Source organism: Vreelandella populi (assembly GCF_003989825.1).
In the GTDB taxonomy this organism is placed as follows: Bacteria; Pseudomonadota; Gammaproteobacteria; order Pseudomonadales; family Halomonadaceae; genus Vreelandella; species Vreelandella populi.
Map to the genome: position 1 here is coordinate 44,755 of NZ_RZHE01000009.1, position 13,230 is coordinate 57,984.

The window sequence follows — 13,230 nt, forward strand, 5'->3', positions numbered from 1 at the left end:
GGATCACATTTCGCTATCAATGATCGTAGGGTATACGTAAAACAAAATTAAAATACGCGCGTAGCCTAGCAGACTTGTACCCAGTGGAAAATAAAAACGGGAGGCCGAAGCCTCCCGTCAGTATCTATTTCGAAGTTTTCAATAGCGTTTTAATATTTACGCCATGGAGAAACTACGAATTAGTTCCACTCGTCCAGTTCAACGCGACGGTTCTGTGCACGGCCCTGATCGTTCTCGTTAGAGGCGATCGGACGCTCTTCACCGAAGCCAACTGCACGCATGCGGTTCGCACCTACGCCACGCTGGGCAAGGTAAGTAGTAACAGATTCGGCGCGACGCTGAGACAAGTCTTTGTTGTACTCAGCAGAACCGCGTGAATCGGTGTGGCCTTCAATGCTAACACGCACGTCCGGGTTGTTGACCAGACGCTCAGCAACGCCGTTCAGAATGTTACGGGCATTAGCTGTCAGCTCAGCTGAATCAAATTCGAAGTTTACGTCGTTAAGTACAACGCTATCCGGACAACCCAGCGCGTTCACTTCGGTACCAGCGGGTGTGTTGGGGCACTGATCACGGTAATCCGGCACGCCGTCGTTATCGGAATCAAGCGGGCAGCCAACTGCATCTACTTCAACGCCTGCAGGGGTGCCTGGGCACTGATCGCGGTAGTCAGGAACGCCGTCACCATCGGAATCCAGCGGGCAGCCTTGCGCATCTACTGCAACACCAGCAGGCACTTCGCCATAGCTCGGGCACTGAGCTGCAACAGGCTCGGGCGTACGATCTGCACACAGCAGGCCGCCGATAGCTGCGCCCGCAACAGCGCCAGTTGCCGCGCCACTTTCTTCGTCAGATGAGCCGCTAGTGGCGTAGCCAATGCTTCCACCGATAACACTGCCGGCTAAACCACATACGAACGGGTGCTGATACCAGCTACGCTCGCCGTTGCTAGCACTAGCTTGAGCCTGACCAGATGATTGGTTAGCCGAAGTGGCACAGCCTGATAAGCCCACTACTAGAGCGGAACCGATTAGCAAGCCAGTCGTTGATTTTTTCATGCAAGACTCCTTCTTGATCCAATGCTGACATGGCCATATGACCAAATCTATCCAATGCTTCTTATTGCGAGAGCATCCATTTTTCGCTTGTTCAATATTACCTTGCGGGCGTTCCCCTGCTTGGCATTGAACAGTTTGCCTATCATTAACGCATCGACGCTTGAAGGCAACAATGCCGAGATATCAATTTGTTGGCAATATCGACATCTCAAGCATAGCAAAACTGCCACAATCGGCACTAAAAAAACATACCAATGTACTACTTTGCTTATTATTTGCTACTTCATCACACCATCAATGTAGCGCAGAAGCGCCCTGCGCACGCCATTTAATCACAGCTTCTGCAGCTGCCAGAACAGCGGGCCGCATTTCATTTTCAACGGCCAAACGCTGTTTATCTTCCGACATACGTTCACGAGGTGTTAATGCAGCACGTGCGGAATGCGTCTTTAAGTGCCTTGTGCGTTCATAAACTTGAGCAAATGCTTGAAACTCGGCACGCTCTGAAAGGCTTGGATCTATAATTTCAAGCAGCACCTTGCAGCGCCAGGAGCCTTCAGTAATATCAACCTGCTCCTGAATCAATGCGCTTGTTACAAAATCCAGATTTTCCAAACAGTTTTGGTGGGCTCTTCGATCCTCATCGATACGAAATGCTTCACGTCGCTTTACCTCTTTGCGCAGTTTGATCGCATAAACCGACAAACCCACAATAATGGCTAAAGCCACTACAAGAGATATAAGCGCGACAGTCGAATTCATAAAGCCCCTCAAAACATGAAAATAGCTTAACAGAAATTGTACACCCTTTTGCCTTTTTACTTCTAATTTCTTCAAGATTTATATTTATTTAACTTGCTCCATCCCTTACAAATCAACCTACATAGGCTGAACGTGATGTGCTGGATAGCCATTCGGCTGAGTTATAACAATATTTTCATGACTTAATCGCCACTGCCACCATGCCCACAGCATACTGACTGTTAACAAGACAGCGCCTGCGGTATGTATAAGTGCAAGCCATAGAGGTAACCATAACAGCACATTTGCAGCGCCGAGTAAGGCTTGCAAAAAGAAAATTGCGACAACTATATTAAGCGCTCGAAATAAAGCCGGATGATGGCGATACCGATACCAAAGAATTACTAGTGACAAACCCAGTACGACAGCCCCCAAGCGATGTATGAAATGAATAGCCGTGCGCGCTTCAGCGTGCAACTGCCCATGCAGGTAGTTAGGCCCTACCGTTTGGGTAAGATGGAACCCCTCACTGATATCCATATTTGGCCACCACTGTCCGTTACAAGCTGGTACTCCCTGGCAGGCAATACCCGCATAATTGCTGGTCACCCAACCACCCAGGCCAAGTTGCATGACCAACAGCCCTGCAGCTAGCCCCCACCAGATAGTGGAACGTCTGGCGCTAAGCTTTTTTTGCATGGCAACACACTTTAATCTTAAGTGCAGCCAGAAAAATAACAGTAGTACGCTTATCCCACCAAGCAAATGCAGCGTAACAACCTGCGGCCAAAGTTTTAAAGTAACGGTGAAAGCGCCGAAGGCACCCTGAACTATAATAGTCGCTAGCAGCAACACACTTATACGCCATGGGTATTGGTCGGTCTTTCTTAGCGGCCAGCCGAGAATCAAGGTACTAATGACCAGTACCCCAAGCAGGCTAGCGATATAGCGATGGATCATTTCAACCCAGGCTTTTGAGGCATCCAGGGGTACATCAGGGTGGCGCAGAGCAGCATGATCACTGTCCGGCACTAGCAGGCGCCCATAGCAGCCTGGCCAATCAGGGCAGCCCAGTCCTGCATCAACCAGCCGCGTCCACGCTCCTACCAATATGACGACAATAGTCAGTAGTGTTCCTAACAACGTTAAGCGTATAAGCCATTTTAAGCGTTGTTCTTTCGATTCTTTCATGATGTGTCCTTACACTTTTTCGCTAGCCATATCCTTGGTTTCACTATAAAAACGCAGATATGCCGCTCAGCGGTTTTCCCAGTATTATATTAGCACCAAACGAAATCACTGGCCTATTTGCCAAGGGCTGCGGGCGCTAGGCAACGAAGCCTTTTTACATAGCAGTAAGTATAGAAACTATTGAGCATTCGTTACGCTTTTACACCAATTAAGCAATTAGTTTTTAAAATAAACGCACCATGGCAATTGGCGATTTACAACTAGCCATTCGGCACCCTATAGTCCCTTCATTACGATTCTGGCCGTTCTAGAAAAGACCATGCAAGCAGGGAGTAATATATGCAGATACACCGCCTCAGGGCAGGAACGATAGTATTTCTGGCGTTGATTTCGCTGGGTTCGCTTGCAGGTTGTACTACCTATACGTGGCCAGATGGCTCCAAGAAAACCGTATTGGGCGTTGCTCCTGAAGATGAAAACAAGCGCTACGAAGAGCCACAGGCCGAAGGCGTTCGGTATCGCACTCCGGGCGAGATTCCAGAACAGCAGAACTAGCGCTTTTTTGTATAGGCCGTTGCCACAGCAGTCAAGGGATCCTCGGGCCAGGGGTGCTTTGGATAACGGCCGCGCATTTCCTTACGCACCTGCGGGTATCCATTCAGCCAAAAACTACGCAGGTCCTGCGTGACTTGAAGAGGTCGACGCGCAGGTGAAAGCAGGTGCACCATCAAGGCAGCACGTCCCTCGGCAACAGCTGGGGTATCAAGCCACCCAAACGCCTCTTGTAATTTCAATGCCAGTACGGCAGGCCGCTGTTCCAGACATGGAATATAATCCAGGGCTATCTGTTTACCACTTGGGACTAACTGAGTTTGGGGTGCTAGCCGTTCCGTCTCATTTTGCTGCTCCCATGGCAGGGTATCGAATAGGTAACGGTGAAGCGACAGTTTTTCTATCTGAGCCAGCCGCGTAATATCGGCCAAGTAAGGTTCAAGCCATACCTCCAGAGTATCCAGAAGCGCCGGCGTCGACCAGTCGGGCCATTGATCGCCTAGCGTTTCTCGCAGCAATGCCATACGCCCCTGCAATTGCTGTAACTGATGGGATGTCAATAACGTTGGCCGCTGGCGTATAGCGTTCAATAGCGCCTTAGTGACAGCTTCTTGGGGTAGCGTGGTTATGGGGTGCCTAGCGATTATTAATGCCCCGAACGCCTGAACTTTCTCACCGACTAATTTACCTAACTCATCGGACCAGGTGACTCTGGACTGCCATTGCAACTGATGAGCATATAACTGTGTTAACGCTTCCAAGGTGAGAGGTTCAGCTGCAACGATTTTGGCTTCGTTTGAGGCACTGCTCTGCAAACCTGCAGCTACTAGAAAAGGCTGGTGGGCCAGCGGGTCATTCAAGGACATAACGGCCGTTTTACCGGACGCCAACTGGAACCGCCCAGCACTTATTTGGTGGCCAATTCGATCGGGGTACGCCAAGGCCAAGAGCTTGCCCAAAAACGCCAGATCAACCTGGTTCAATGTCACGTCGGCGTGTCTGGCAAGCCGCTTGGCTTCTCGCAACCAAGATGGAAACTGCCCGGGAGTAGCAAGGCGTTGAGACAGCGCTTTTAGCCAAGAACGCTCGGTATTGTCACGGCTTTCCAACAGCGCGGCAACCGTGCAGGCGAGCGGCACCGCCTGAAGTTCCCTTGCCCGTTCCAGCATAACCGCCAAGCGTGGTTCAAGGGGCCAGCGAGCACACTGATGGCCTAGCCGGGTCAGCTTGTGCTGATTATCCAGTATACCCAGCTGTACAAGCAGTGCCTTAGCGCTCTGCCAAGCCCCTTGGGGAGGTGACGTTATCCAACGTAGCTTATCCGGAGAGTCAACGCCCCACCGCGCCAGCTCTAGCACTACACCCGATAAATCCGCCTGCTGAACTTCGGGCTCACGATGGGCAACCAAGGGCTGTTCTTGCGACCACAGGCGAAAACACGTCCCCGACCGCTGTCGCCCTGCTCTCCCACGGCGCTGATCGGCACTAGCACGGTTAACGCGTCTGGTCGTCAGTCGCGTAAGCCCTGTTCGCGGTTGAAACATTGGCACACGCTCAAGGCCTGCATCAATAATAACGTTAACGCCATCCACCGTTACGCTCGACTCGGTAATAGCCGTTGAAACAATGATCCGTCGCTGGGATGTATCTGTCGCTAACGCTGCCCTCTGTTCAGCAAGCGTCATGCGCCCGTGCAGCGCTCTGGGAGCTACCTCGGGTAACGCCTTACACAAGGTTCGTATCAACCGCTCTATCTCGGCAACGCCTGGGAGAATAACCAGTATATCCTGGGTAGTTTCTTCACCAAGGGCTTCCTGAATCACCCGAAGTGCTGCCAACTCATCTGTCTCATTTGGCAGAATCGGCCGGTAATAGGTATCAACGGGGAATTGGCGCCCCTCACTGATAATCACCGGCGTTTGGCTACCTAGCACCTGCGTTAATGCTTTAATATCCAGCGTTGCCGACATCACTACCAAGCGTAAATCATCGCGCACACTGGTTTGAACATCCAAGGCAAACGCCAGCCCAACATCAGCATCCAGGCTACGTTCGTGAAATTCATCAAATATAATCCCTGCAACCCCCTCCAGGAGAGGATCCTCCTGCAACATCCGCAGTAGTACACCCTGAGTAACGACTTCTAGCCGAGTATGTTCGCCTGTGCAGCTATCCCCACGCATCCTGTAACCGACGGTGTGACCTACCGGCTCACCCAACTGTTCGGCTATAAAACTTGCGGCCAAACGGGCAGCTACCCGGCGGGGCTCAAGCAGTAAAAGCTTTTGATCAGCCACCCAATTACTTTTTAATAACGCCAGCGGCACACGGGTTGTTTTACCCGCTCCCGGCTGAGCCATCAGAATTAGGCGATTATGATCTTCAAGCCCCGCCCGGATGGCCTCAAGATGTTGATCAATGGGAAGAAGGCTCATGAATCAGCCGTTTTCTGAAGCTCAGATACTGGCTGAGAAGCGACCCCGCATCCCTTTAAAATGACGTGTTCAAGAAACTGGGTAATAGATGCCAGATCTTTGTCATCAAGCGCATCCTTACCAATGACTCGCGTCACTTGAGCACTGTATTCCGTGTAATGTTGAGTTGCGGACCAAATTAAAAAAATCAGCCAGCGCGGGTCGACATTATCCATCTTACCTTGTGTCGACCACTGGCGAATGATGGCGGCGCGAGAAGCGACCCATTCACGTAATTCAACCGCCAGATATTCATTTAGAAATGGAGCACCCGCTAATATTTCGGCGGCAAACAGCTTTGAGCCCTCTGGATAACGCTGCCCAAGCACCATTTTAGTGCGAATAAATTCGCTGAGTACCCTGCCTGGATCGCTAGCTGGAGTGATATCTTCAAGCACCGCATTCCAGCGCCGCATCATACGATTGAGTAGCCGTATATAGAGCGCCTGTTTACTTCCCATGTAGTAAAGTATGTTGGCTTTTGGCAAAACCGCCTGATCGGCAATAGATTGGAGGCTCGCGCCACGGTAACCGTGCTGTGAGAACACCTGCTCTGCGGCATTCAAAATACGCTGTTCGATTCGCTCGCGATGGGCGCTTTCGTTTGGCGCAGCTTCCAATGACATATAATTTTCCTGGATGACTCGTTATTTAGGCACGCCATAAAGCGTCAGATCGTACTTATTGAATTGTATTTGCTGCACCAAAAGTTAGCATTTTCCACATGCTTGCCCCATCTCAGCGCACCTAGTAAATACTTGCATGACCTGCCTTTTTGTCTCAAGCTCAAGCAATGCTGACCGTTCGGTCAGAACAATTATAATGGAGTCGGGTATGGCTAGTATTGAGTTCCTTTTCAATGGCGCTCCGCAACAGTGCCATGTAACTCCGGACACCAGCATTTTAACGTTATTACGAGAGCATTTGGGGGCCACAGGGACAAAAGAAGGCTGCGCCTCAGGCGATTGCGGAGCATGCACCGTAGCGATTGGTGCCATAGGCAGCACGCCTGGGTACCAAAGCGTCAATGCCTGTATTACACCCGCTCATCAGCTACAGGGTAAATCACTGGTTACTGTTGAAGGGCTTGCAGTGGATGGGCAGCTGCATCCAGCCCAAACCGCCATGATTGAATGCCATGGAAGCCAGTGTGGTTTTTGCACCCCGGGTGTTGTCATGTCGTTATTTACCCTCTACGAATCGCTAGCAGCTGATACACCACCCTTAACCAGCCAGCAACTGGAAGCAACCCTAGGAGGCAATCTGTGCCGCTGTACTGGCTATCGCCCCATTCGCGGTGCGGCTTTACACATGCAGCAGCATGGTTACAAACGCCCCAGCCGGTACCATTCGTATTCTGCCAGTTTCAGTACTGAATCTTCAGCACAGCCGCTGGCTGAGGCAGAAAGCTTTTTTATACAGCCTACCTCACTTGCCGATTTAACTGTGGCCCGAGCGCGCTTTCCCAACGCTTATCTAGTGGCTGGCGGAACAGACTTATGGCTGGAAACCACGCAGCGTTTAAAGCCGCTAAATCAATTAATTGATGTTAGCCGAGTAGAAGAGCTGTTAACGATTGAGGCCGCAGAGCTTAACAGCCAGGCCGGTTGGTGGGTGGGTGCTGGGGTTACCTATACTCAGCTTGCCCCCTTCTTAAAAGCCAACTTTGCGGCCTTTGCCCATTTACTAGACCGTTTAGGCTCTCAACAAATTCGTAACCGTGGCACGCTTGGGGGAAATATCGCTAACGCCTCCCCCATCGGCGATACACCACCGGCACTGCTAGTGCTCGGGGCCTGGGTAGAAATAGTCAGTGTTAACGCAACTCGCCACTTACCGCTGGATAGCTTTTTTGTTGATTATAAAAAAACCGCGCTGGGTGTTGACGAGGTGTTATCCCGCATCTTTATCCCCCGCCTACCCAGCTCTTATAAACTACACATATGGAAGCTTTCCAAACGTCGGGAGGACGATATCTCGGCCATACTGGGCGCCTTTAGCTATCGAGTAGAAGACGGCAGATTACATGATGTACGCATGGCGTTCGGCGGCATGGCGGCTATACCCAAGCGTGCTCTGGCAGCCGAGAAAGCGCTAGATAATCAATTAATCACACCAGAAAGCTTTCGACTGGCTCAAGCCGCTTTGAGAAGCGAATTTTCACCAATGGACGACGTTCGCGGTAGTAAGAATTATCGCCAGCAGGCAGCGGCCAACCTCATCGAGCGGCTCTACTTGACGCTTTCAACGCCGAATCAGGAGGTGATGCTTCATGCGTACGCTCACTAGGTTGGATACGGATAGCCGTCGCGCTCGTCGGGAGCTTGATGATCATATTCAAGGCGATGGCCCACTGGCACGCCACACAGTGAAAAGCACAAGGCAACGCCATGCCGGGCAGGCCAGTTTTCATGAAAGCGCTGAAAAGCACGTTACTGGAAAGGCGGCCTACATTGACGATTTAAAAACGCCACCTGATACGCTTCATGTAGCATTGGGCTTATCGCCAATAGCTCATGGCCTGCTGACCCGCCTAGAACTCGAGGCTGTCAAACAGGCTCCGGGCGTGATAGATGTCATTACCTTTCACGATGTGCCTGGCCATACGGATATTGGTCCTGTGTTTCCAGGGGACCCCCTGTTTGTCGAAAACGACATCAGCTATGCCGGGCAGTGTCTATTTGCAGTAGCAGCTACCACCCTGCAAGCCGCAAGGCGTGCAGTAAAGCTCGCTGTAATTGCCATTGACGAACAGCCCGCCAGCCTTGATCCTGTGGCTGCTGTTCAACGCGAAGAGCTTGTAAGACCTACCCACATGCAAGAGCGTGGCGATTGGCAACAAGCCTTGCAGCAAGCTAGCCAAGTAATTGAAAACGAGCTTTTCATTGGCGGGCAAGAGCACTTTTATCTGGAAGGTCAGGCTTGTATGGTTCTACCGACCGAAGATGAAGGTGTCATTGTTCACACCTCCAACCAACACCCCAGTGAAACCCAAAAGCTGGTCGCTGAAGTATTGGGCATTCCTTTTCATGCCGTAACGGTTGAGGTTCGCCGCATGGGCGGCGGGTTTGGTGGTAAAGAAACTCAGGCCTCGCCATGGGCTTGCATCGCCGCCATTATCGCTCGGCGCACAGGCAAGGCCACGCGCCTTCGTTTGCCACGCAGTGAAGATATGCGCGCCACCGGAAAGCGTCATCCTTTTCACAGCCATTACAAGCTGGCCATTGATGCCAACGGCATTATCGAAGGAGGAGACATCAAGCTGATCGGCGATTGCGGCTACTCACCCGACCTTTCGGATGCAATTGTGGACCGTGCCATGTTTCACGCCGATAACGCATACTCGTTGGGCAAGGCTCGCGTTACCGGCTATCGCGCCAAGACACATACGGCCTCCAACACAGCGTTTCGGGGTTTTGGCGGCCCGCAGGGAATGATGATTATTGAAGCGGCCATGGATGATATTGCCCGTAAAATTGGCGTCGACCCTTTGGTTATCCGTAAGCGCAATTTCTATCGTGATGGGTATGACATAACCCACTATGGCCAACATGTTGATCAACTTAAGCTGTTGCATGGTCTTGTCGAAAAGTTGGAAATGGATAGTGAGTACTGGGCGCGCCGTCAATCCATTGGTGAGTTCAATACGGCAAGCCCAGTTGTCAAAAAAGGCCTCGCTCTAACGCCCGTCAAGTTTGGCATTTCGTTTACAGCGCAGCATTTAAATCAAGCTGGCGCCCTGCTTCACGTATATACCGATGGCAGCGTCATGATCAATCATGGTGGTACGGAAATGGGCCAGGGCCTGCACACTAAAATTTGTCAGGTGGTAGCCCGTGAGCTGGGCCTTGACCTTGAACAGGTGCGTATTACGGCAACAAGAACTGACAAGGTTCCCAACACCTCCCCCACAGCCGCCTCTAGCGGTGCTGATCTTAACGGTATGGCTGCCCGGGATGCGGCCAGTAAATTGCGGGAACGGCTCTTTGATTTTGCTGCCTCGCATTTTGATGGCGGGCTGGACCGTGAAGAAATGCGCTTTGAAGACGGCATGCTGGTCGCAGGTATGGACGAAAGCGAGCGTCGGATACCCTGGGGGGAACTGGTTCAAACCGCCTATCTGAACCGTATCTCTTTATCTGAAAAAGGCTTTTATGCCACCCCGTTGATTCATTACAACCGCGCGACCGGCCAGGGCCGCCCTTTTTATTACTATGCGTTTGGGGCCGCTGTCGCCGAAGTCAGCGTTGATACTTTAAGTGGTGAGTATCAGGTGGATCGCGTCGATATTCTCCACGATGTGGGCAATTCACTTAATCCTGCCATTGATATTGGCCAGGTAGAAGGCGGTTTTATTCAAGGCATGGGATGGCTAACCACCGAAGAGCTAATATGGAATGATAAAGGTGTACTCGTAAGCGACGGTCCGGCAACCTACAAAATTCCCACGTTCGGCGACCTGCCCGCCACTTTCAACGTCGCGTTACTTGAAGGACATCCCAATTCCATGGCTAGCCTCTATCGCTCAAAAGCAGTAGGTGAGCCACCCTTCATGCTGAGTATCAGCGTATGGTCTGCATTACGGGATGCGCTTTCTAGCTTAACGCAGTACCAGCTTTCACCCCGCCTGGATACGCCTGCAACACCTGAACGTGTTTTGCTCGCCGCGCAAGCGTTAAGAGAGAAAGCCCTGTGAGCGTATGCGAAACATGGCATGGCGCCCTGCATCGCCTGCAGAATGAAGGCGAGGCGCATGTACTGGCGACACAAGTGACCAGTCAGGGGTCAACGCCTCGCGAACCCGGCGCCCGGATGGTAATTACTCTAACAGAATGCTTCGATACTCTTGGCGGGGGTACTTTCGAGTGGCAAACCATTGCAGCTGCGCGCAGCCTATTACAAGCGCGGCAGTATGGATTTCATGTAGAAGCTTTCTCCTTGGGTGGGCGCAGCGGCCAGTGCTGCGGCGGATATTTGAACGTTCTACTCGAGGCTTTTCCCGGAAGTAGTGCGAATATAGCGGTATTTGGAGCAGGTCATATAGGCCGCGAACTTATCTCTCTGTGTGCACCGCTTCCCTGGAATGTGCAATGGTATGACAGCCGAGCTGGTGTATTTGACGAACATTTCAAACGCCAGGTACGCCTTACCTGCCACTCGCCTTACGAGTTACAGTCAAGTGTAGCAACCCTACCTCCCAACACCCATGCACTGGTATTGACTCATAGCCATGACGAAGACTATGCCCTTATCGCAGCACTTATTGAACGCGATGATGTGGCATCAATTGGGCTCATCGGCTCTGTAAGCAAATGGGCAAGCTTTGAAGGACGATTGAAACGAGAAGGTTACTCTGATCAACAAACGGCTCGAGTGCGAAGCCCGATTGGACTCGTCCATGGCGCCAAGCTTACTGATAAAACGCCCTATGCTATCGCCTTAACGGTAGTCTCGGAACTGCTTTGGCTGACGGATACACCTTCTTCTCAGGAAAACCGTGGGCTTGATCCTCACGTACTACGAACACTGATGACCGACTCTACGACAACCACGAGTTAATATGAATTCTTCTACTGAAACGCTTATTCGTGCCGAATTGATTAGCTTTACTCGCGATCCAGGCGATGGCAATACACCCCAGCCTAGCAGTGTAGAACACTATGGTGACGGGTTACTTTGGCTAAAAGACCAGCATATTCATGCCGTTGGTCACTTCAACGAATTAGCGCAATCTTTACCTGAAGGTTATGAAGTACTGGACTATCGAGATAAACTTATCATGCCGGGGTTCATTGATGCCCACGTGCACTATGTGCAGCTAGACATCATGGCCTCGTATGGTCGCCAACTGCTTGACTGGTTAAACGATTATACCTTTCCGGAAGAGTGTCGCTTTACTAGCCATGCCCACGCAGAAGCGCTATCAAACGTCTTTCTGGATGAAATGCTGCGCGCAGGAACTACTACCGCCCAGGTATTTGGCTCTAGCCACCCTGGCTCCGTAGATGCTTTCTTCACTGCCTGCAAAAAGCGTCACTTACGCATGATGGTTGGTAAGGTATTAATGGATCGTAATGCGCCTGATGACCTGTTGGATGGAAGCTCAGGTATTACCGATACCGAACGACTGATCGAAGACTGGCATGGCAAGGACCGATTAGGCTACAGCGTGACGCCACGCTTCGCGCCGACGTCAACTAAGGCCCAAATGGATGCTGCGGGGGCCCTTCTACGCAATGACCCAACGCTTTGGTTGCAAACTCATTTAGCCGAGAATAACGGTGAATTAGACTGGGTAGCAGAATTATTTCCTGGCAGCCGCGATTACCTAGCGGTTTACGAGGAGGCAGGCTTAGTTGGTCCTCGCAGCACCTTTGCACACGGCATTCACCTTGATAATGGCATGCGTAAGCGTTTGGCAGATCGAGGCGCGAATATTGCTTTTTGTCCCAGCTCTAATCTTTTTCTTGGTAGCGGCCTTTTTGATCGTCAGGCGGCCCATGAAACAGGCATGGCATTTACATTGGCTAGCGATATCGGTGCAGGAACCGATTTATCAGGCTTCGCAACGCTCAAGGCAGCTTATCAGGTAGGCCAACTAAGCGGCCAACCGCTTACTGCTTGGCAAGGCTTTTATGGCTTAACCATGGGCAACGCAAAGGCACTCTCACTGGATAGCCACATTGGCCAGTTAGCGCCTGCTTGTGAGGCTGACTTCGTAGTGATAGACCCTAACGCCACACCACTCTTATCTCGGCGTATTAGCCATTGTAAAACATTGGGTGAGCGGCTTTTTGCATTAATGATACTGGCTGACGACCGCGCCATTTATGAAACCTGGGCCGGCGGACAGTGCCAACACCAACGCGATACAGCCTAATCAAGTAAATCCCATGTATCACGATGATACAAAAGCATTATTTAAGCATCGCAGCTAACAATAGCGAGGGCGGCGAAAGTCGCCTTTTTTGTCGACTGTTTTTCTTTCACGCATAAAAAATCCCCCGAGGCGCAAGCCCCGGGGGATTTTTCACAATAAGTGCCTGACGATGACCTACTCTCGCATGGGGAGACCCCACACTACCATCGGCGCTAAGCGGTTTCACTACTGAGTTCGGCAAGGGATCAGGTGGTTCACGCTCGCTATGGTCGTCAGGCGTAACTGGCAATGTACATCATGCTGTGTGACGGTGTTTTGTGTCGTCTCTCGTGCC

General features: G+C 51.4%; 10 protein-coding genes and 1 rRNA gene. 5 read left to right on the plus strand and 6 right to left on the minus strand.

Annotation, left to right across the window (positions count from 1 at the left end):
* Positions 1-179: 179 nt before the first annotated feature.
* The 3 genes from ELY25_RS11505 to ELY25_RS11515 all read right to left on the minus strand — a co-directional run bounded on the left by ELY25_RS11505 (position 180) and on the right by ELY25_RS11515 (position 2,990).
* Complete coding sequence (locus ELY25_RS11505) at positions 180-1,058, minus strand: OmpA family protein (RefSeq protein ID WP_126951430.1); 879 nt, start codon at positions 1,056-1,058, stop codon at positions 180-182.
* Between the two features lie 294 nt (positions 1,059-1,352).
* Positions 1,353-1,820: a DUF2489 domain-containing protein gene (locus tag ELY25_RS11510; RefSeq protein ID WP_126951431.1), complete on the minus strand. Its 468-nt coding sequence runs from the start codon at positions 1,818-1,820 to the stop codon at positions 1,353-1,355.
* 117 nt (positions 1,821-1,937) lie between these two features.
* Positions 1,938-2,990 carry a COX15/CtaA family protein gene (locus tag ELY25_RS11515; protein ID WP_126951432.1) on the minus strand — a complete coding sequence of 351 codons (1,053 nt, stop codon included), beginning with the start codon at positions 2,988-2,990 and terminating at the stop codon, positions 1,938-1,940.
* Between the two features lie 339 nt (positions 2,991-3,329).
* Between ELY25_RS11515 and ELY25_RS11520 the strand changes: the two genes are divergently transcribed.
* Positions 3,330-3,545 (plus strand): hypothetical protein, encoded by a 216-nt coding sequence (locus tag ELY25_RS11520; RefSeq protein ID WP_126951433.1) that lies wholly within the window; start codon positions 3,330-3,332, stop codon positions 3,543-3,545.
* On the opposite strand, the gene hrpB is transcribed toward ELY25_RS11520, so the two are convergent.
* Complete coding sequence (gene hrpB, locus ELY25_RS11525; protein ID WP_126951434.1) at positions 3,542-5,977, minus strand: ATP-dependent helicase HrpB; 2,436 nt, start codon at positions 5,975-5,977, stop codon at positions 3,542-3,544. The two genes, ELY25_RS11520 and hrpB, sit on opposite strands and share 4 nt — an antisense overlap.
* Positions 5,974-6,642: a TetR family transcriptional regulator C-terminal domain-containing protein gene (locus ELY25_RS11530; RefSeq protein ID WP_126951435.1), complete on the minus strand. Its 669-nt coding sequence runs from the start codon at positions 6,640-6,642 to the stop codon at positions 5,974-5,976. Before ELY25_RS11530 ends, hrpB begins: the two co-directional genes overlap by 4 nt.
* 208 nt (positions 6,643-6,850) lie before the next feature.
* Here ELY25_RS11530 and xdhA point away from each other — a divergent pair, with 208 nt between their 5' ends.
* From xdhA to guaD, 4 genes are read left to right on the plus strand one after another with little or no spacing between them, the layout of a single operon-like run.
* Positions 6,851-8,305 carry a xanthine dehydrogenase small subunit gene (xdhA, locus tag ELY25_RS11535; RefSeq protein WP_126951436.1) on the plus strand — a complete coding sequence of 485 codons (1,455 nt, stop codon included), beginning with the start codon at positions 6,851-6,853 and terminating at the stop codon, positions 8,303-8,305.
* Complete coding sequence (xdhB, locus tag ELY25_RS11540) at positions 8,289-10,712, plus strand: xanthine dehydrogenase molybdopterin binding subunit (protein WP_126951437.1); 2,424 nt, start codon at positions 8,289-8,291, stop codon at positions 10,710-10,712. Before xdhA ends, xdhB begins: the two co-directional genes overlap by 17 nt.
* Entirely contained in the window at positions 10,709-11,575 is an 867-nt protein-coding gene (gene xdhC, locus ELY25_RS11545; protein ID WP_126951438.1) for a xanthine dehydrogenase accessory protein XdhC, read from the plus strand. The genes xdhB and xdhC overlap by 4 nt, the downstream gene beginning before the upstream one ends.
* A 1-nt stretch (position 11,576) precedes the next feature.
* Positions 11,577-12,896 (plus strand): guanine deaminase, encoded by a 1,320-nt coding sequence (gene guaD / locus ELY25_RS11550; protein ID WP_126951439.1) that lies wholly within the window; start codon positions 11,577-11,579, stop codon positions 12,894-12,896.
* A gap of 161 nt (positions 12,897-13,057) precedes the next feature.
* Here the strand turns inward: guaD and rrf are convergent.
* A 5S ribosomal RNA gene (gene rrf / locus ELY25_RS11555) occupies positions 13,058-13,173 on the minus strand.
* Between the last annotated feature and the right edge of the window lie 57 nt (positions 13,174-13,230).

What these genes read in the sequence shown, in the direction of transcription:
- ELY25_RS11515 (WP_126951432.1), bottom strand. Translation starts at nt 2,990, where the DNA reads ATGAAAGAATCGAAAGAACAACGCTTAAAATGGCTTATACGCTTAACG.
- xdhA (WP_126951436.1), top strand. Translation starts at nt 6,851, where the DNA reads ATGGCTAGTATTGAGTTCCTTTTCAATGGCGCTCCGCAACAGTGCCAT.
- ELY25_RS11520 (WP_126951433.1), top strand. Translation starts at nt 3,330, where the DNA reads ATGCAGATACACCGCCTCAGGGCAGGAACGATAGTATTTCTGGCGTTG.
- ELY25_RS11510 (WP_126951431.1), bottom strand. Translation starts at nt 1,820, where the DNA reads ATGAATTCGACTGTCGCGCTTATATCTCTTGTAGTGGCTTTAGCCATT.
- ELY25_RS11530 (WP_126951435.1), bottom strand. Translation starts at nt 6,642, where the DNA reads ATGTCATTGGAAGCTGCGCCAAACGAAAGCGCCCATCGCGAGCGAATC.
- xdhB (WP_126951437.1), top strand. Translation starts at nt 8,289, where the DNA reads ATGCGTACGCTCACTAGGTTGGATACGGATAGCCGTCGCGCTCGTCGG.
- ELY25_RS11505 (WP_126951430.1), bottom strand. Translation starts at nt 1,058, where the DNA reads ATGAAAAAATCAACGACTGGCTTGCTAATCGGTTCCGCTCTAGTAGTG.
- guaD (WP_126951439.1), top strand. Translation starts at nt 11,577, where the DNA reads ATGAATTCTTCTACTGAAACGCTTATTCGTGCCGAATTGATTAGCTTT.
- hrpB (WP_126951434.1), bottom strand. Translation starts at nt 5,977, where the DNA reads ATGAGCCTTCTTCCCATTGATCAACATCTTGAGGCCATCCGGGCGGGG.